The sequence below is a fragment of the Microbacterium sp. AC026 genome, from assembly GCF_979258475.1.
The window spans coordinates 1,276,366-1,293,938 of record NZ_OZ409857.1 but is presented as its reverse complement, the minus strand read 5'-3'; the positions used below and the strand labels follow the sequence as shown (position 1 = coordinate 1,293,938).

15 protein-coding genes and 2 pseudogenes are annotated in these 17,573 nt (G+C 69.2%); 5 read left to right on the top strand and 12 right to left on the bottom strand.

Annotation, left to right across the window (positions count from 1 at the left end):
• Window positions 1-18: 18 nt before the first annotated feature.
• The 10 genes and pseudogenes from ACZZ93_RS06490 to ACZZ93_RS06445 form a co-directional block, all read right to left on the bottom strand.
• Window positions 19-858 carry a C45 family autoproteolytic acyltransferase/hydolase gene (locus ACZZ93_RS06490; RefSeq protein WP_463510706.1) on the bottom strand — a complete coding sequence of 280 codons (840 nt, stop codon included), beginning with the start codon at window positions 856-858 and terminating at the stop codon, window positions 19-21.
• Window positions 855-1,532 carry an FMN-binding negative transcriptional regulator gene (locus ACZZ93_RS06485; RefSeq protein ID WP_463510705.1) on the bottom strand — a complete coding sequence of 226 codons (678 nt, stop codon included), beginning with the start codon at window positions 1,530-1,532 and terminating at the stop codon, window positions 855-857. Before ACZZ93_RS06485 ends, ACZZ93_RS06490 begins: the two co-directional genes overlap by 4 nt.
• Window positions 1,502-2,521, bottom strand: coding sequence for a P1 family peptidase (locus ACZZ93_RS06480; RefSeq protein WP_463510704.1), 1,020 nt, complete (start codon window positions 2,519-2,521; stop codon window positions 1,502-1,504). Before ACZZ93_RS06480 ends, ACZZ93_RS06485 begins: the two co-directional genes overlap by 31 nt.
• Complete coding sequence (locus ACZZ93_RS06475) at window positions 2,518-3,291, bottom strand: ATP-binding cassette domain-containing protein (protein ID WP_072590872.1); 774 nt, start codon at window positions 3,289-3,291, stop codon at window positions 2,518-2,520. Before ACZZ93_RS06475 ends, ACZZ93_RS06480 begins: the two co-directional genes overlap by 4 nt.
• The gene (locus ACZZ93_RS06470) at window positions 3,288-4,283 is read right to left on the bottom strand and encodes an ABC transporter ATP-binding protein (protein WP_463510703.1); all 996 of its coding nucleotides are present in this window, start codon (window positions 4,281-4,283) and stop codon (window positions 3,288-3,290) included. The genes ACZZ93_RS06475 and ACZZ93_RS06470 overlap by 4 nt, the downstream gene beginning before the upstream one ends.
• Window positions 4,280-5,164 carry an ABC transporter permease gene (locus tag ACZZ93_RS06465; protein WP_400340482.1) on the bottom strand — a complete coding sequence of 295 codons (885 nt, stop codon included), beginning with the start codon at window positions 5,162-5,164 and terminating at the stop codon, window positions 4,280-4,282. The genes ACZZ93_RS06470 and ACZZ93_RS06465 overlap by 4 nt, the downstream gene beginning before the upstream one ends.
• Window positions 5,165-5,243: 79 nt before the next feature.
• A pseudogene (locus tag ACZZ93_RS06460) lies at window positions 5,244-6,125 on the bottom strand (ABC transporter permease); the annotation flags it as partial.
• Window position 6,126: 1 nt separating this feature from the next.
• Entirely contained in the window at window positions 6,127-6,642 is a 516-nt protein-coding gene (locus tag ACZZ93_RS06455; protein ID WP_463510702.1) for an ABC transporter substrate-binding protein, read from the bottom strand.
• A complete protein-coding gene (locus ACZZ93_RS06450; protein WP_463510701.1) occupies window positions 6,639-7,736 on the bottom strand; it encodes an ABC transporter substrate-binding protein in 1,098 nt (365 codons plus the stop codon). The genes ACZZ93_RS06455 and ACZZ93_RS06450 overlap by 4 nt, the downstream gene beginning before the upstream one ends.
• Window positions 7,737-7,773: 37 nt before the next feature.
• Window positions 7,774-9,801, bottom strand: a complete 2,028-nt coding sequence (locus ACZZ93_RS06445) for a primary-amine oxidase (protein WP_463510700.1) — start codon at window positions 9,799-9,801, stop codon at window positions 7,774-7,776.
• Window positions 9,802-9,942: 141 nt separating this feature from the next.
• Here ACZZ93_RS06445 and ACZZ93_RS06440 point away from each other — a divergent pair, with 141 nt between their 5' ends.
• On the top strand, window positions 9,943-10,962 hold the full coding sequence (locus ACZZ93_RS06440) for a LacI family DNA-binding transcriptional regulator (RefSeq protein WP_072590876.1): 1,020 nt from the start codon (window positions 9,943-9,945) through the stop codon (window positions 10,960-10,962).
• Window positions 10,959-12,110 carry a CaiB/BaiF CoA transferase family protein gene (locus ACZZ93_RS06435; RefSeq protein ID WP_072590877.1) on the top strand — a complete coding sequence of 384 codons (1,152 nt, stop codon included), beginning with the start codon at window positions 10,959-10,961 and terminating at the stop codon, window positions 12,108-12,110. Before ACZZ93_RS06440 ends, ACZZ93_RS06435 begins: the two co-directional genes overlap by 4 nt.
• Here ACZZ93_RS06435 and ACZZ93_RS06430 read toward each other — a convergent pair.
• Window positions 12,107-12,574, bottom strand: coding sequence for a helix-turn-helix domain-containing protein (locus ACZZ93_RS06430; protein WP_463510699.1), 468 nt, complete (start codon window positions 12,572-12,574; stop codon window positions 12,107-12,109). The two genes, ACZZ93_RS06435 and ACZZ93_RS06430, sit on opposite strands and share 4 nt — an antisense overlap.
• A 220-nt stretch (window positions 12,575-12,794) precedes the next feature.
• On the bottom strand, window positions 12,795-13,454 hold the full coding sequence (locus tag ACZZ93_RS06425) for a PucR family transcriptional regulator ligand-binding domain-containing protein (protein ID WP_463510698.1): 660 nt from the start codon (window positions 13,452-13,454) through the stop codon (window positions 12,795-12,797).
• Between the two features lie 89 nt (window positions 13,455-13,543).
• Here ACZZ93_RS06425 and gabT point away from each other — a divergent pair, with 89 nt between their 5' ends.
• The 3 genes and pseudogenes from gabT (at window position 13,544) to ACZZ93_RS06410 (ending at window position 17,494) form a co-directional block, all read left to right on the top strand.
• Window positions 13,544-14,869, top strand: a complete 1,326-nt coding sequence (gene gabT, locus ACZZ93_RS06420; RefSeq protein ID WP_463510697.1) for a 4-aminobutyrate--2-oxoglutarate transaminase — start codon at window positions 13,544-13,546, stop codon at window positions 14,867-14,869.
• The gene (locus ACZZ93_RS06415) at window positions 14,866-16,050 is read left to right on the top strand and encodes an acyl-CoA dehydrogenase family protein (protein WP_463510696.1); all 1,185 of its coding nucleotides are present in this window, start codon (window positions 14,866-14,868) and stop codon (window positions 16,048-16,050) included. Before gabT ends, ACZZ93_RS06415 begins: the two co-directional genes overlap by 4 nt.
• Window positions 16,047-17,494, top strand: a pseudogene (locus tag ACZZ93_RS06410) (aldehyde dehydrogenase family protein). Before ACZZ93_RS06415 ends, ACZZ93_RS06410 begins: the two are co-directional and overlap by 4 nt.
• Window positions 17,495-17,573: the final 79 nt, after the last annotated feature.

Sequence of the window (17,573 nt, the reverse complement as noted above, 5' to 3'; positions counted from 1 at the left end):
CAAGGTCCGCTGCCTCCGTCAGACACCGGTATCGAGGCACGCTCGTGGTCTCGTACGGCGAGTACTCGCCGGCGGCGAGGGTCTCGTCGAGGAAGTGATTCGTGTGGGCCAAGGTGCGTCCGCGGGGAACAGGCAGCACCGCGACCCCCGCGGGGAGACCTCGACGGCTGCGGCCTCGGCCGCCTGGCCGTCGAAGGCCGCGACGGTCAGGACGCTGGACGCTGCGAGCGGGACGCTCCGGGCGATCTCGACCGCGTCGGCGACCGTCGACGCACGGTCGAGGATCATGCGGGCGAGAACGTGCACGGGCACCCCGGCCTGCGATCCGTCGGATCGGTGATGGAGGATGTTGAAGTGGAGTCCGAGGCCTCGATCGTTCACGCCGATCTTCGCCGGCTGCCCGAACTCGCAGAAGGTCACGACACCGGTTCCCGATGCCGATCGCAGGCGCCGCACCACGGTCTCGTTCGACAGCGTCTCGTGCCAGTCCCAGGTCTGCAGAGTGCGGGGTGCGCTCGCGTCATCGGGCACGTACACGACCGTCGAGCACTCCATCGACGGCGTCATGCGCGCCAGGATCTCGGTGCGAGCGGTCAGCAGATGCACGTCGGTCAGCGACAGGCCGCTGCCCTCGGCGATCCCGACGAACTCGTCGGCGATCTCGGCGGCGTGGGTCTCGGTCATCGCCCGGCACTCGTCGGCGACCGCTCGGGCGCGCTCGGCGGGAACACCCGATTGCGCGAAGAGTCTCAGGTACGAGTCGCGGGTGGCGGCCAGCTGAGGCGACCAGTGGGCACCGAACCGGCGTCCTTCCTCCTGCGGCTCGCCTGCCTCCGCAGACCACTCGTGGACGATCACCGGTCTCCTCCGATGCGCTCGACGAGTTCGGCGACGTCACCATAGGGGCAGCCGCGGGCACGGGATGCGGCGGCGACGCGCTCGCGCACCTCGAGGGGCTTGTCCTGACTGACCTTGAAGACCGCGCGCTGCTCGATGATCTCGAACCGGAACGACACGATCCCCCCGACGATGCGCTCGAACGTGGGCAGCGAGCTCTGCATGTCCCACGCCGTCTGCTCGAGGCTCTCGAGCTCCTCGACGGTTCGTGTGACGACATGCATGCCGTCGCTCGCATCCTCGAGCACGGTCACCCTGGCCGTCAGGTGCACGGCCGCGTAGTCCCACGTCGGCACGTTGGGGTCATCGGCATAGGTCGTCGGCGACACGTAGTCGTGGGGGCCGGAGAACACCAGCAGCACCGAGTCGCCGTCGGTGATCTGCTGCCACTGCGGGTTCTTCCGCGCGATATGGCCGAGCAGCTCTCCGCCGACGAAGCCGCCGTCCGGTGCCATCCGCTCGATGATCACCGGGGTGTGCGTGACCGTGGGTGCGCCGGCCGCGCCGCCGCCGTTCGTCACGATGAGCGCGAACGGGTGTCGGCGGACCAGCTCGTTGACCTCGTGCTGCGAGGGGGCGAGGTACTTCTCGAACTCGTACACGGTCAGCCCGCCGCGCAGAGGATCGCGTCCCACGCCGTCTCGCCCGCGAGGGTGGCGACGGCGGTGGAGTTCAGCGAGAGCCGGCCCCGGGACGTGCTGGGATTCTCGGGCAGCGCGACCTCGTCGGTCGTCAGCGCGAAGAGCGTGTCGCCGTCGAGCGGGGTGTGGAAGGGCTGGATGCCGCGGTGCATCGAGCTGTGCACCTGCAGGCCGAACTGCTTGAGCTCGGTGTCGGTGAGCTGCACGTTCGTCACGACCGCGGTGATCGTCGTGTTGCCCGACATCGAGTCGACCAGTCGGGACTCCCCGATCGCCTCTTCGTAGTCCAGCGCCGGGTGGCGGCGCTCGCCGGTGCTCGCGTCGTAGTTGCCGCGGATGATCCTGCCCGAGCGATCGAGGATCACTCCGTAGGGGTTGAGCACCGTCACGACGAGGACCTTGACATCACCCACCTGGCGGAATGCGACTCCCTGGCCCGTGAACTCCACTCGGGCGGGGTCGACCTTTCCGGATGAGGCCGAGGCGCCGCCGCCGACGCGGCCCACTTCGACGACGCCCTGACGTGCGGCCTGCAGGGCGGCCTTGCCGAGCGTGGTGTCGGGGAAGACGGAGTTCTCGCGCACCGAGTAGTCGTAGATGATGGCGCCCGACACGAGCTGCAGCTGGTCGAAACCGGAGCGGTGCTCGGCGCGCTCGAACAGCGCCTCAGACACGCCCGCCACGGCGGAGAGGCCGTACACCGAACCTCCGGCGAGGCAGATGGCGTGGTTGTATCCGTACAGTCCGCTGGCGCCCACGGCGCCGCCGCGCCGGTCGGTGAATGTCCGAGCGCCGGCTGGGATCGACAGCACCGTCGCTCCGGTCGGACCTTCGGTGTATTCGGCCGTTCCGAGGAGCACGCCGGGGAAGTCGTACTCGACCTGCCCACGATCGGTGCCGTGCACAGGGGAGAGGGCGTAGTCGCCGTTGGATCGACGTGGTCCTGCGGCAAGGACGGGGGCGAGACGGTGGGTGTCGGTCACGATGAGAGCTCCTGGAACAGTTGACGCGAATAGGGATGGCTGGGCAGGTCGTAGAAGACCTCGGTCGGGGCGTGCTCGACGATCTCGCCGGCGCGCATCACCGCCACATGATGGGAGATGTAGCGGACGGCCGCCAGGTCGTGCGAGATGAACAGGGCGGCGAAGCCGTGTTCCGCCTGCAGGTCCTGGATGAGGTTGAGGATCTGCGCCTGCACCGAGACGTCGAGCGCGCTGACGGCCTCGTCGAAGACGATGAAGGCGGGGTGGGTCACGAGCGCACGTGCGACGCTCACTCTCTGCAGCTGTCCTCCCGAGAGCTGGTGGGGACGGCGAGTGGCGAACGAGGCCGGCAGTCCGACGCTCTCGAGCATCGCCAGGGCCCGCTCCTCGGTCGCCGACGTGCGACGTTCGTGCACGAGCACGGGCTCCAGCACCGATGACAGCACGGTCGAGCGCGGGTCGAGCGCCCACCGCGGATGCTGCAGGACCGCCTGCATCCGCCCGGCGCGGGATCGCAGGCTCCTGGCTAGCGGCGCTCCCTGGAACCGCACGGCCCCGGAGTCGGGGTGCTGCAATCCGAGCACGACTGTCCCTGTCGTCGTCTTGCCCGAGCCGGACTCGCCGACGAGGCCGAGCGTCTCACCCGGCGCCACCGAGAACGAGACTCCCGACATGGCTCTGACCTCTCGTCGACCCGCGCCGAAGCCCGATGGGAAGACGACGCTGACGTCGTCGAGTTCGACGGTCGGAGTCGCGGAGGACGCGCTCATGCCGACACCTCCTCGTCGGGGATGAGTCCTGCTCGCCGATCGGCCAGCACGAGATCCGCGGTGCGGATGCAGAGGCTGTGCCGTGGCGACACGGGCTCGGGCCTGACGACCTCGCACGCATCGATCCGATGAGCGCAGCGTGCGGCGAAGGCGCAGCCCTCCGCCTCGCCATGCAGCACCGGAGGGGAGCCCGGGATGCTCGAGAGCCGCTCTCCCCGTTTCGCACGCGAGGGATCCGTCGCCGCGAGCGCTCGAGCATACGGGTGCACCGGGGTGCCGAGCACCGCGGATGCCGGACCGCGTTCGACGACCCGGCCGGCGTACATGACGGCGACCTCGTCGCACCAGCGCGCGACGGCCGGCAGATCGTGACTGAGCCAGAGGATGGTCGTGCCCTGCTCCTTCGCCTGAGCGAACAGCAGCCGGATGACCTCTTCGCGCACCTGGCTGTCGAGCGCCGCGGTCGGCTCATCGGCGATCAGCAGCCGGGGGCGGCGGCACATGGCCATCGCGATGGCCACACGCTGGGCCATCCCGCCCGAGATCTGATGGGGGAAGAGTCGGATGACGCGCGCGGGATCGGCGATCTGCATGCCCTCCAGCAACTCGACCTGGCGGCGGGGAGAGCCGTCGTCGCCGACCGCGCGGAGCACGAGCTTCAGCTGGGCGCCGATGCGCATCGTCGGATCGAGCGAGCCGATCGGATCCTGCGCGATATAGGCGAGGGTGTCGCGTCGGTAGCCGCGCAGCGCGTCGTCGTCGAGACCGAGCACGTCGATCCCGTCGACCTCGATCAGGCCGCTGACGATCTGCGCCGAACGCGGATGCAGGCGGCCGATGACGGAGGCGAGCGTCGACTTGCCGGATCCCGACTCGCCCACGATCGCGACCGAACTGCCGTCTGCGACGTCGAGGTCGACCCCGTCGAGGGCCCTGACAGTGGTGGTGCCCGTGAACTCCAGTGCCAGATCGCTGATGCGTACGGCGGTCATCGGAGGGACCTCGTCTCTCGCGGTTCGAATCGGTCACGGAGGCCGTCGCCGATGATGTTGATGCACAGGATCGAGACCACCAGCACGGCGCCGGGGACGATCACGAGCTGGGGGGCCTGGGTCATGTACAGCATCCCCTGTTGGATGAGAAGGCCGAGGGATGCCTCAGGAGCCTGCACGCCGAAGCCGAGGAAGCTCAGTCCTCCCTCGACGAGGATCGCGACGGAGAGCGCGTAGCTCGCCTGCACGGCGATGGTCCCTGCGATGTTCGGCAGCAGTCGACGGACGAAGATCACCGGGGTTCGGACTCCGCTGATGCGCGCAGAGACGATGAAGTCCCGCTCGGCCACGGCCCGGGTCGCGATGCGCACCACGCGGGTCATGAGAGGGATGGTGATGACGACGATGCTGATGATCGCCGCCGGCCGACCGGGCCCGAGGAGGGCGGAGACGAGGATGGCGAGCACGAGAGCGGGGAACGCGTAGAGCACGTCGGCGACGCGCATCACCGCCTCGTTCACCGCCCCGCCGTAGTAGCCGGCGAGCATTCCGAGCACGGTGCTGACCACCGCCGAGCAGACCACGGCGACGATCGACACGACGAGGGTGGTCGCCGTGCCCTGGAAGAGGCGGGGGAGGAGCGAGCGTCCGAGGTTGTCGGTGCCGAACGGCGCGAGCGCCGACGGGCTCTCGAGCCTGCCGCCGACCGTCGCGGTCGTCGACCCGGCGAGGCCGGTGAGTACGGCGATCACGGTGATCACGACGACGAGACCGAGCACGACGATCGCGGTGCGCAGCACGGCATCGCTGCGACGCCAGGCGCCGCGCGTCGCGTCGCCCGCCGCGCGGACGCGGTGCGTGGCTGTGGGGGCGATGGTCATCGGCGGCTCCTCCGGTCAGGCGCAGACGGGGGTCCAGCGCATTGGCGATGAGGTCGACGAGCAGGCTCGCGACGATGAACACGATGGCGGCGAGCAGCACCGCGCTCTGGACGATCGCGTAGTCGCGCCGCCCGAGAGCCGTCTGCAGGTACGAGCCCATGCCCGGGATGTTGAACACGAACTCGACGATCACTGTGCCGCCGAGGAGGACGGCGATCAGAGCGCCGACGATCGTCAGGATGGGGGCTGCCGCGTTGCGGAGCACGTGGTGACGGATGATGAACCAGGGGGTCTCGCCTCGTGCCACGGCAGCCTGCACGTGCGGTTCGACGAGGACGTTCATGACGGCATCCCTGGTGTTCCTCGCGACGACGGCGACACAGCCGACGGCGAGGACCGTGACCGGAAGCACGAGCGCCCCGAAGAAGCGCGCAGGGTCGACGGCGAACGGCGCGAACCGGCCGACCGAGACCCCGAGTCCGAGGGTCGAGACGGCGAAGACCACGACGCCCGCGAGCAGGAACTCGGGGATGCTGATGCCGAGCGCACTGACGATCCGGCCGACGGCACCGGCCGAACCCTCCGATCGCAGGGCGGCGAAGAAGCCGAGCGGGATGCCGACGAGCAGGGTGACGATGATCGTCAGCAGCGCGATCGTCGCCGTGACGGGAAGGCGTGCGGCGAACTCGTCGGTGACCGACACGTTCGAGACGAACGAGTAGCCGAGGTCACCGGTGAGAACGCCGAACAGCCAGTGGAAGTACTGCGCGACGACCGGGTCGTCGAGCCCGGACTCGGCCACCGCCTGGGCCCGCTGCGCCTCGGTGGCGAGCGGACCCAGGACGAGGTCGATGTAGTCGCCCGGCATGAGACGGACGGACGCGAAGATCAGCACCGAGACGACGACGAGCGTCACCAGTGCGGCGCCGATGCGCCGGAGCGACCACAGAGCGACGGCCATGTCAGCTGGCGCGGAACTGGGTGATGTAGCGCAGGAAGTTGCCGTAGCCCTCGTCGCTGCTGAGCGTCGGCGACAGCGACTCGGTGTTCCATCCGATCGTGGACGGACGCAGTACCAGCGGCACCATCTCGCTCTGCTCGTCGGCGACGGCGCAGAGGTTCTCGAACACGGCGGCCCGGTCGGCCCCCGGCTCGGTCGAGTATCCGTCGGCGATCAGCCCGTCGAGTTCGTCTGAGCCCTTCATGAAGACGGCCGAGAAGCCGGCGACCTCGGGGTTCCACCAGGTCGTGACCATCGCAGGATCCGCGTAGCCGGCGAACCAGCTCAAAGCGAGGTCGAATGTCGCGGGGCTGCCGTACACCTGATCGGAGTAGGTGGCGTAATCGACCTGCTGGATCTCGACCGTCACGCCGATCTCGGCGAGGTTCTGCTGCATGACCTGAGCGATCTGGGCGAGCACCGGCTCATCGGTGTACACGACGAGGTCGAGCTCGAGGCCTCCGACCTCGTCGATCACCGCTTTCGCCGCGGCGACGTCGTGTGCGGCCGAGGGGAGGTCCGCAGCGAGGCACGAGTCGGGAAGACCGGCAGGGTGACCCCGGTGGCCGCGGTCGAGCCGCCGAATGCGAGTTCGTTGATCGCATCACGATCGATCGCGCTGTTGATGGCGAAGCGCACGTCCTCATCCTGCAGCGCCTCATCGCCCGTGAGGGAGTTGATCATCAGGTAGTGGAAGTCGGTGTTCTTCTGTCCGACGACGCTGACCTCCTGCGCGTTCGCCAGGAGCTCCGCCGAGTCGATGGAGTTGAGCACGGCGAAGTCGGCCGATCCGTCGCGGAGGGCTGCGGCCCTGGTGGCCTCATCGCCGACGATGTCGATCGTCAGCGTCGAGAAGCCCAGCGAGGCGGCGTCGGGGTGGTGCTCGTTCGGCTCGAACGTCCACTCCTCATCCTGTCGGTGCGCGGTCGCGACGAGGGGGCCTGTGCCGACCATCTCGGTCGTGATGTCGATCTCGCCTGCCTCGATCTCGGCCATGGGCAGGACGGCGGCGGGGGTGTTCGCCAGCGCGGCGAGGAACGGTGCGTAGGGCTCAGACAGGGTGACCGTGACCTCGAGATCGCCGGTCTCCTCGATCGAGGCGATCGGGCCGAGCTGACCCGTCCACGTGGTCGGGGTGTCGATGAGACGCTGCAGGCTGCCGGCGACATCGGCAGCCGTCATGGCACGGCCGTTCGAGAACACCGCGTCATCGGCGAGCGTGAAGACGTACTCGGTGTCGCTCGGCGTCTTCCACGAGGTGGCGAGAGACGGCGCGACGTCGAGATTCTCGTCGATCGTGGTGAGGGTCTCGTACGACAGTCCCTCCAGCATCCACGAGCGCGCGGTCGCCGCACCCTGCGGGTCGAGACCGCCGGCCTCTGCGGTGTCGTAGTCGACCTGGACGACGAGGTCGCCACCGTCGTCGAATGCGTCGTCGGCGACGGCGAGGAAGCCGGGTGCCGCCTCTTCCTGTGTCGGTTCGGTGTCTGGTGAGGCGCCGGCTGCGCATCCGGTGAGTGCGAGGACGGCGATGGCGGACATCGCCACCCCCGCGCGAGCTGCTGTGTGCATGTCGGTGTTTCCCTTCGGGATGCCGGACGACGGCTGATCAGCCGTGGTGCGACGACGGGCGGACAGAGAGGTGATGCAGGTGGTGCTCGGAGTGCGCAGTGCCTGTGTCCTCGTGAGCGCAGGCGCATGCGGTGGGGGAGGCCGGGACGTCGAGGGTCGGGTTCCGGTCGAAGAAGTCGTGGGGTCTGAGGGTGAACCCGCACGTGTCGACGGGCATGATCGGCCAGTCCTCGGTGCGGGGGAAATGGGTGAGACCGAACGTATGCCAGAGCACGAGGTCGGCGCCGTCGAGCGAGGCGTCGTCGGCGACGAAGGCGGGGAGCCCCTGCTCGGGCGCGCTCTGATTGACGACGTCGCCGGCGGGGTAGCGCTCATCGGGGTCGTAGGCGGTGACCCACAGATCGGACGTCGCGAACCTTGCACGCGACGCGATCACCGATTCGGGCTGCGCCAGCAGCACGGGCTTGCCCTCAGGGGTCAGCACATAGGAGGTCGGTCGGCCGAGACGATTCTTCGCGGTCGCGCTGCTCACGCGCCAGGTGCGATCGACCGTCGCGTTGGCGCGACGGCGTCCCTCCTGCTCGCTCCGCAGCCGGGTGGTCGTGAAGCCGATCGCGCTGCCGTGCACGTTGTGGTCGTCGATCGGCAGGGCTCCGACATCGATCTCGTCGATCACGGCCGGGCCGTCGTCGACCGCCATGTCGAGGCGGGCGCAGAACAGATGCTGGTGGTAGGGGGCGGCAAGGCCCGGTGCCAGTTCGCTCGCGAACCGGCTGGTGCGCTCGTCGTAGGCGGCGGTGAAGACGAGGCCGGTGGCCTTGGCCTCGAACTCGATCTTGCCGTCGAGGTAGAGGTACCAGTAGAAGCCGTAGTCGTAGTTGCCGACGGTGACGAAGAACGAGATGACCAGGCGGCGCTGTCGTCGCACATCGCTCGAGCCGGTGAACTGCTCGGTGTGCTTCCAGAGCACACCGGCATCCTCCTCGTGGATGCAGATGGCGTTGGGCAGAACCTTGACGTTCCCTCGCGCATCGGCGATCGGTACGTCGAGATAGGTGATGTCGCCGACGCAGTCGCAGCCGAGTTCGAGCGAGTTCACCAGTCGTCCGAGCTGGTATTCGCCGGTGTCGAAGTAGTTCTGCCAGAAGCGCACCGGCCCCGGGTCGCCGTAAGGGACGAGCATCTCGGCGATCGAGGCGCGGTGCACGATCGGACGCACACGTCCGTCGTCCTCGAAGCCGATGCCGTGCAGGATGAGACCCTCCCGCATGTCGTAGCCGATGCGCAGCGACCACTTCTCCCACGAGATCACGTCGCCGTCGAACGAGAAGCTCGGTCCCTCCGGTTGCGTGATGACGATCGGCTTCTGCGTCGTGCGCTCGGGGCCGAAGGTGCCTGGCACGTGGTAGTCGGCGGTCTCCTGAGGGATCGGCATCACCCCCGTGTCGATGACGTCGACGACCGTTCGGCTCGCGAGATCGACGTACGCGACGAGGCCGTCGATCGGGTGCGCCCAGGGCATGGTCTGCGGGGTCGGCTGGTGGTGCCCGAGCACGCGCGCCAGTCGGCGTCCGCTCTCGCCTTCGATCGGGTAGCGGCCCGCCGACAGGCCGGCGAGCGCCACGGTGCTCGGGTCGTCGATTCCTCGAGCCGAGAGCGCGGTGGCCCAGCGCGCGTCGGCGCCGATGAGCTCGCGGATGATCACGTGCTCCTCCTGGAGCAGCGGCACCTGGCCGTCGATCTCGGGGTCGATGTCGACGTCCTTCACGAGCGTGCCGGAGCCGAGATCCACCGAGAGCGCCCGAGCGCGTCCGCTGTCGACGTCGAGGAGCTGCACGCGAGCGCGGCGGGGGACGGATCGGCCGGCGACGACCTCGGTGCGGTCGGGCTCGTCGAGTCCGATGTAGGCGATGCGGTGCTCGTCGCCGAGTGCGCCTTCAGCGCGGAGGATCTCGGCGGCGCGCTGCAGCTCGTCCGCCGAGAGCGTCGCGTACGGCGCACCGGACTCATCGCCGAGGCGGCGCGAGCGCTGGACGTGGTCGGACGAGGAACAGCTGCAGTTCATGGAGTCTCCATCGGAAGTCGGTGCCGGAACGTCTGCGTGCCGGAACGTTCCGGCAAAAGTATGCGAAAAGCGTGTTACGGCGCAAGACCCTATGTGTTTCGAGTGGATTACGGCTTGCTCCGTGTGGCTAGACTCGGCCGCATGCAAGAGCCACGACGCGCCAGATTGATCGATGTCGCTCGGCGCGCGGGGGTCGGAAAGACCACGGCGTCCGACGCGCTCAGCGGCGGCGGTCGCGTGTCTTCGGCCACCCGGGAGGCCGTGCTGGCGGCGGCAGCCGAGCTCGGGTATTCGGTCAACACGGCGGCGCGACACCTCCGCGGAGGTGCGATCGGCACGATCGGGATCGTGCTCCCCGAGGTCGTGTCCCGGTCGTCGTACTACATGGCGTTCACCTTCGGAATCGTCACGAGCGCGGCGGCCCACGACATCGACGTGACCATTGTGAGCCCGTCGGCGTCTTCCGGCCGTTCCCGGCCCATCCGGGCGGACGGGTTGATCATCGGCGACCCCGTCTCGGGGGATCCCGGACTCCCGTCGCTCATGGCCTCCGGCATCCCGATCGTCACGCAGGAGCACCTGCCCGACGACATCGAGGGGGTTCCCGACGGCGTCATCTGGTCATCGCACGAGGCGGCGATGCTCCGGCTCCTCGACGAGATCGACGTCACTGAGGCGCAGCATCCCGCGTTGCTGGTCGCCCCGGATGCGACGGACTGGTCGCGCCAGCTCGTCTCGGGCTATCGGAGAGGATGCGCGGCGCGCGGCCTCGATCCGGTCATCGCGCCGATCTCGTTCGAGGCGCCATGGCACGCGGTGCGCGAGTCGACCGAACGGCTGCTGCAGACGAATCCCGACACCGACGTGATCATCTGCGGCCCGGACTCGAGTGCGATCGAGGTCGTCGCCGTGCTCGGGCGCCTGGGTCGCACGGTCGGCGAGGACATCACGGTCGTCTCGTGCGTCGACCATCCGTCGCTGCCCTTCCTGACTCCGTCGATCACCTCGATCGATCTGCGCCCCCGCGACTCGGGAGTCGCCTGCGCCGAGCTCCTCATCGACCTGCTCGACGGCCGGGTGGCATCCGGCACCGATGTGGAGTTCCCGATCACGGTCGTCGCACGGGAGTCCACCTCGCAGGCGCTGCGGGTGCGCCGGTGAGCGCGCCGCTCGACGGGATCGTCGTCGCGGACTTCTCCCGCGTGCTCGCGGGGCCGCTGGCGACCATGACCCTCGCCGATCTCGGGGCGCGGGTCGTCAAGGTCGAGAGGCCCGGCACGGGCGACGACACGAGGGCGTGGGGTCCGCCCTATGCCGAGTCAGGGATCACGACGTATTTCGAATCCGCCAACCGCGGCAAGGAGTCCGTGGCTCTCGACCTCACCGATCCGGACGATGCGGCGCGCGCTCGCGAACTGATCGCGAGAAGCGATGTGGTCATCGAGAACTTCCGACCGGGGCTCTTCGCGAAACTCGGGTTCGACTGGGACTCTCTCGCCGCCGAGCATCCCGGTCTCGTCTACGTCTCGGTCAGCGGCTTCGGGTTGGGGGACGGCGCTGCGCTCCCCGGATACGACTTCGTCGCCCAGGCGGTCGGCGGCCTCATGCACATCACCGGCGAGACCGGCGGCGATGCCATGAAGGCCGGTGTCGCCCTGGTCGACGTGCTGACCGGCAAGGACGCGGTGATCGGCATCCTCGCGGCCCTCCGCAGGCGGGAGCTGACGGGGCGCGGCTCGAGGATCGACGTCAACCTGCTGTCGAGCCTGCAGGCGGCGTTGGTCAATCAGATGTCGGCGCACCTCGGAGCGGGTACCGAGCCCGGAAGGCTGGGCAACCGGCATCCGTCGATCGCTCCCTACGAATCGCTGCGGTGCGCCGATGCGCCGATCGCTGTCGCCTGCGGCAACGACGCACAGTTCGCCCGGATGACCGTGGAACTCGGATGCGCGCAGCTCGCCGCCGACCCGCGGTTCCTCACGAACCCCGACCGCGTCGCGCATCGCGAGGAACTCGTCGTCGCGCTCGAGTCCGCGCTGGCTGCGGACACGGCGGCGGCGTGGGCCGCGAGGCTGAATCGCATCGGCGTGGCCGCCGGTGTCGTCAACTCGATCGGCGACGGGATCGCGCTCGCCGAGGAGCTCGGCCTCGAGCCCGTGTGGGATGCCGTCGGTGGCGACGGGCGTCGGTCGAGGCAGATCCGCTCACCGCTCACCTGGTCCCCGGCGATCCCGGTGACGGCGTCCGCACCCCCACGGCTCGGCGAGCATGACGAGTCCGTGCGGGCCTGGTTGGATGCCGATCGCTAGAGCCCACGATCGCGGAGTGCGAGCCACAGTTCTGCCGCGACATCCGGGTCATCGAGCGAGGCGTCGAGCATCTTCTCGGCGGTCGTGATCCTCGGCCGGATGGTGTTCCGGTGCACGCCGAGTTCCCGTGCCGTCCGCTCGGCCTGATGACGGTTGCGCAGGTACGCGATGACCGTGCGCCGCAGTTCCGGCTCGGTGTGCGCCAGCAGATCAGCCCAGCGGCGTGACCGCGAATCCGGATCGGTGCGGGCTCCTGCGCCGGGATCGGCGCGGTGGAGGGCGATGACCCGGGCTGTCGCGGCAGCGACGTCTTCCAGGCCGACCGGTCCGCTGAGGACTCCGGAATCGGGCGTCGCGTCTGCCTCGGCGGAGAGCAGGGTGAGGTGCACGCCCGCATGCGGGGCCCCGGCGCCGAATCCTCCGTCGACGGTCGCACCGACCCCGGCCAGGACGCGGAAGAGCATCGGCATCTCGATGCCGGAGGCGCCGGCGAGGGCGCGGGCCGCCGCGGGTTCGCCGCGAATCGCGAGTTCGGCGATCCATTCCTCGGGCGTCGGACCCCGCGCTCGCGCGCGCTCAGCAGCCGCAGCAATGCGGTGGCGGTGAGGGCGAGTTGGCGATCCGAGCTGCCGAAAGGTCTGCCCGCGCCGAGCGCGAGCGCACCGCGGGTGCGTTCGCCGTCTGTCACCGCATGGGCGACGACCGTCGAACCGTGCGATACGAACGAGGCCGCCTCGACGCCGGAGCGCAGCAGCGACCTCTCCACGTCTGTGCGCACGGAGGGCAGCATCCCCTCGAGCGACGGGGGTGCAGGATGTCCGTCGAGCCGCCAGGGCCGATCGGCAGCCACGCGACCCATCCCCCGATGGCCTGCGCCATCACCCGCACGACCGCGGTGATCGGATCAGGCCCGGCCGCGGCCTGCACGAGACGGGTGTGGGCATGCGCGGTGCGCATCGCCTCCTCCTGGCCGCCGCGGCCCGCGAGCGACCAGAACGCTCGGGAGACGTCGAGGAACGGAACGCCGTCCGGCACTTCGAAGATCGGTATGCCGGTCGCGCGGCAGCGCTCCACCAGCGCGCTCGGCGCGTACTCCCACCCCTCGCCGAGACCGATCCCGATCGCGCCGATGCCCTGTTCGGCGAGTCTGTCGACGTAGGCCTCGGCCGAGTGGGAGTGCAACGGGATGCCGGTGGTGAGCAGCAGTTCGCCGCCGTCGAGATAGCGGCCGGGGTCGTCGAGCTCCGAGACATGCACCCCGGTGATGCTGCGTGCGGCGTCGAACGGTGCGAGCGGGCGCAAAGAGGCGCCCGATGCGAGAGCGAGTTCACCCAGCGAGACCATGCCGCCATTGTGCAGTACGCACAGGGTGGGCATCAAGACTGGGCGAAGTGTTGCCCCTGTCGCCTCCGGCGCGATCTAGCGTCGACCTCATGACCTCCGCTCCGCATCTGATCACCGAGATTCCCGGCCCGCGCTCGCGCGAGCTCCACGCTCAGCGCACCGCCGCCGTCGCCTCCGGTTTCGGAATCACCCTTCCCGTCTTCATCGCGCGCGCCGGCACCTCGACGCTCGAGGACGTCGACGGCAACACGCTCATCGATCTCGCCTCGGGCATCGCCGTCACCAGCGTCGGTGCGGCGAATCCTCGAGTGCGTGAGAACGTCGCCGCCCAGCTCGACCTCTTCACCCACACCTGCTTCATGGTGACCGAGTACGAAGGGTTCGTGCGGGTGGCCGAATGGCTCAACGCCCACGTGCCCGGCGACTTCGACAAGCGCACCGCCCTGTTCAGCACGGGGGCCGAAGCCGTCGAGAACGCGGTGAAGATCGCCCGGGCATACACCGGCCGACCAGGGGTGCTCGTGATCGACGAGGCCTACCACGGCCGTTCCCTGCTGACCATGGCGATGACCGCCAAGGAGCACCCGTACAAGACCACGTTCGGCCCCTTCCCGAACGACGTCGTGCGGGGGCCGAACGCCAACCCGTTGCGTGGAGAGGGCGCCGATGCCGCACTCGCCGAGATCGAGCGGGTCGTCATCGAGCACGGCGCCGACCACTTCGCCGCGCTCGTCGTCGAGCCGATCCAGGGCGAGGGCGGATTCATCGTCCCTGCCGAAGGGTTCCTTCCGGGGCTCCGCCGGATCGCGGACACGCACGGGATCGTGCTCGTCATCGACGAGATCCAGAGCGGCCTCGGCCGCACAGGTCGCCTCTTCGCGAGCGAGCACGAGGGGGTCGCGGGCGACATCACGCTCACGGCCAAAGCCCTCGGTGGCGGGCTGCCGTTGAGCGCCGTCACGGGCCGCGCCGAGATCATGGACGCCGCGCACACGGGCGGCCTCGGCGGCACGTACGCGGGCAACCCCCTCGCCTGCGCCGCGGCGCTCGCCGTGTTCGACGTGCTCGAAGACCCTGAGCTGCTGCCGGGCGTGGCGCGCATCGAACAGAGCATCCGAGCCCACCTCGAGCCGCTTCTCGCCGAGCTCCCGGTGATCGCCGAGGTGCGAGGGCGAGGAGCGATGATGGCCCTCGAATTCGCCGACCCCGACTCTCTCGCGCCGCGCGCCGACCTCGCTCAGCGCGTCACCGCCGCCTGCCACGCGGCGGGGGTGCTCACGCTGACCTGCGGCACGCACGGCAACGTCATCCGCCTGCTGCCGCCGCTCGTGATCGACCCTGCCGTGCTCGACACCGGGCTCGAGATCCTCAGCCGTTCCATCCGCTCCATCGCCGCCGAGGAGGCCGGAGCATGACCGTCGTTCCCGATCTGCTCGACTTCGACGAGATGCTCAGCGACGACGAACGGGCGACGCGCGACCGTGTGCGTGCCTTCGTCGACGCCCGCATCCGTCCCCACATCGCCGACTGGTACGAACGCGCGATCTTCCCGACCGAGCTCGTGCCGGAGCTGGCCGAGCTCGGACTGCTCGGCATGCATCTGTCGGGATACGGGTGCGCCGGTCGAAGCGCGGTCGAGTACGGACTCGCCGCGATGGAGCTCGAAGCGGGCGACTCGGGTCTGCGCACCTTCGTGTCGGTGCAGGGTTCGCTCGCGATGAGCGCCATCCACAAGCACGGCAGCGAGCATCAGAAGCAGGAGTGGTTGCCTCGCATGGCACGCGGCGAGGTGATCGGATGCTTCGGACTCACCGAGCCCAACTCGGGGTCTGATCCTTCGAGCATGACCACATTCGCTCGTCGCGACGGCGACGGCTGGGTGATCAACGGCGCGAAGCGGTGGATCGGTCTCGCCTCCATCGCGCAGGTCGCGATCATCTGGGCGCAGACGGATGACGGCGTTCGCGGCTTCATCGTGCCCACGGATTCCGACGGCTTCGTCGCGACGCCGATCGCCCCCAAGCTGTCGATGCGCGCATCGATCCAGTGCGACATCACGCTCACCGACGTGCGCCTGCCGGCGACCGCGCAGCTTCCGGAGGCTCGCGGTCTTCGCGCCCCGTTCTCGTGCCTCAACGAGGCGCGCTACGGCATCGGCTGGGGGGTGATCGGCGCCGCGCGCGACAGCTACGCCACGGCCCTCTCGTACGCCCGCACCCGCATCCAGTTCAACCAGCCGATCGCCGCGTTCCAGCTCACCCAGCAGAAGCTCGTCGACATGGCGATCGAGATCGAGAAGGCCCAGCTGCTCGCGCTGCGACTCGGCAGGCTGAAGGATGCCGGAAAGCTCGCGCCGCATCAGATCTCGGTCGCCAAGCTCAGCAACACCAGGGCGGCCATCGCCATCGCCCGGGAGGCGAGGACCGTCCTCGGGGGAAACGGGGTGTCCGGTGACTACTCGCCGCTCCGCCACGCCGCCAACCTGGAATCGGTCCGCACATATGAGGGCACCGACGAGGTGCACACACTCGTGTTGGGGGCCCACATCACTGGCTTCTCCGCCTTCCGCAGCACCATCACCGAGGGAGCATCATGACCGTCATCGCCCTGCGCCACTTCATCGACGGGACCTGGGTCGAGGGTGGGGGAGAGGCCCTCGTCGACGTCAATCCGAGCCGACCGAGCGACATCGTCACCGAGGGGGCGGGAGCGTCGGATGCCGATGTTGACCGCGCCTATGCCGCGGCCCGTGCGGCCTTCGACGGTTGGCGTCGCATGCCGGCACGCGCACGCGCCGGCATCCTTCTCCGTGCAGCCGACATCATCGAGGCGCATCGTGACGAGTGGGGTCGGGAGCTCGCCCGCGAAGAGGGCAAGACGCTCGCAGAGGCGATCGCCGAGACCGGGCATTCAGCGAACATCCTCCGTTTCCACGCCCAAGAGGTCGAACGCCAGAGCGGCGGTGTCTTCGAGTCGCCGACTCCGGGGAGCGCATCCTCGTGATCAGAAGACCTGTGGGCGTCGTCGGGGCGATCACGCCGTTCAACTTCCCGATCTCGATCCCGGCGTGGAAGCTCGCTCCTGCCCTGGTCTGGGGCAACACGGTGGTCTGGAAACCCGCGACGTTCGTGCCGGTGCTCGCGATGCGATTCGCCGAGGCGCTCGAGCAGGCTGGACTGCCCCGGGGTGTGCTGAACCTCGTGAACGGCACGGCCGCCGTCGGCGAGGCGATCGTCTCGCATCCGGATGTGGACGCGGTGACCTTCACCGGCTCCACGAAGGTAGGCAGGATCATCGCAGCGCAGCTGGCTGCCCGCGGTGTCCCGTTCCAGGGCGAGTTGGGCGGCAAGAACGCCTCGCTCGTGCTCGCCGACGCAGACCTCGACGTCGCTGTGGAGCAGGTGGCGATCGGGGCTTTTCGCGCAGCAGGACAGAAGTGCACCGCGACCTCACGGGTGATCGTGCACCACGCGGTCGCCGACGAGTTCCTGCGTCGGCTCGCCGCACGGACCGAGCGGATGGTCGTGGGCGACGCCGAAGACGAGGCCGTCGAGGTCGGGCCAGTCGTCGATGGCTCCGCGCGAGACCGCGTCGCGGCCGCCATCGCGCGCGCGCGAACGACTGCGACAGCAGTGGTCGCTCCGGAACCGTACGCGGCCGGCGACCTCGACGACGGCTATTTCATCGCACCGTCGGTGTTCGAGCTGAATGAGGACGACCCTGGCGAGCTGTGGACGGAGGAGCTGTTCGGCCCCGTGATAGGCGTGCGCAGGGTATCGAGCACCGAAGCGGGGATCGCGCTCGTCAACGACAGCGACTACGGCCTCTCGACCGCGGTCTTCACGACCGGTCTCGCGGATGCGCTCAGCGCGATCGAGGACATCAGGGCGGGTGTCGTGCACATTAACTCGGCGTCGGCCGGTGCCGATCTGCACGTGCCGTTCGGCGGCAGCGGCGCGAGTGCGCTCGGGCCGAAGGAGCAGGGCGCCGCGGCCCGGGAGTTCTTCACCGAGACCGCGACGGTGTATCTGAAGGGCTGATCTCTCAGTGGGGGTCAGCGTCTCCACCGTGATGTCCGATTTCCGCCAGTCCATGTCGGAGGGCGGTGGCAGAGTGGAG

Excerpts from the sequence above, each read along its gene's own strand:
- gabT (WP_463510697.1), top strand. The coding sequence starts at position 13,544 with ATGACCTCCGCTCCGCATCTGATCACCGAGATTCCCGGCCCGCGCTCG.
- ACZZ93_RS06475 (WP_072590872.1), bottom strand. The coding sequence starts at position 3,291 with ATGAGCGCGTCCTCCGCGACTCCGACCGTCGAACTCGACGACGTCAGC.
- ACZZ93_RS06450 (WP_463510701.1), bottom strand. The coding sequence starts at position 7,736 with ATGCACACAGCAGCTCGCGCGGGGGTGGCGATGTCCGCCATCGCCGTC.
- ACZZ93_RS06415 (WP_463510696.1), top strand. The coding sequence starts at position 14,866 with ATGACCGTCGTTCCCGATCTGCTCGACTTCGACGAGATGCTCAGCGAC.
- ACZZ93_RS06425 (WP_463510698.1), bottom strand. The coding sequence starts at position 13,454 with ATGGTCTCGCTGGGTGAACTCGCTCTCGCATCGGGCGCCTCTTTGCGC.
- ACZZ93_RS06445 (WP_463510700.1), bottom strand. The coding sequence starts at position 9,801 with ATGAACTGCAGCTGTTCCTCGTCCGACCACGTCCAGCGCTCGCGCCGC.
- ACZZ93_RS06440 (WP_072590876.1), top strand. The coding sequence starts at position 9,943 with ATGCAAGAGCCACGACGCGCCAGATTGATCGATGTCGCTCGGCGCGCG.
- ACZZ93_RS06470 (WP_463510703.1), bottom strand. The coding sequence starts at position 4,283 with ATGACCGCCGTACGCATCAGCGATCTGGCACTGGAGTTCACGGGCACC.
- ACZZ93_RS06465 (WP_400340482.1), bottom strand. The coding sequence starts at position 5,164 with ATGACCATCGCCCCCACAGCCACGCACCGCGTCCGCGCGGCGGGCGAC.
- ACZZ93_RS06430 (WP_463510699.1), bottom strand. The coding sequence starts at position 12,574 with ATGCTCTTCCGCGTCCTGGCCGGGGTCGGTGCGACCGTCGACGGAGGA.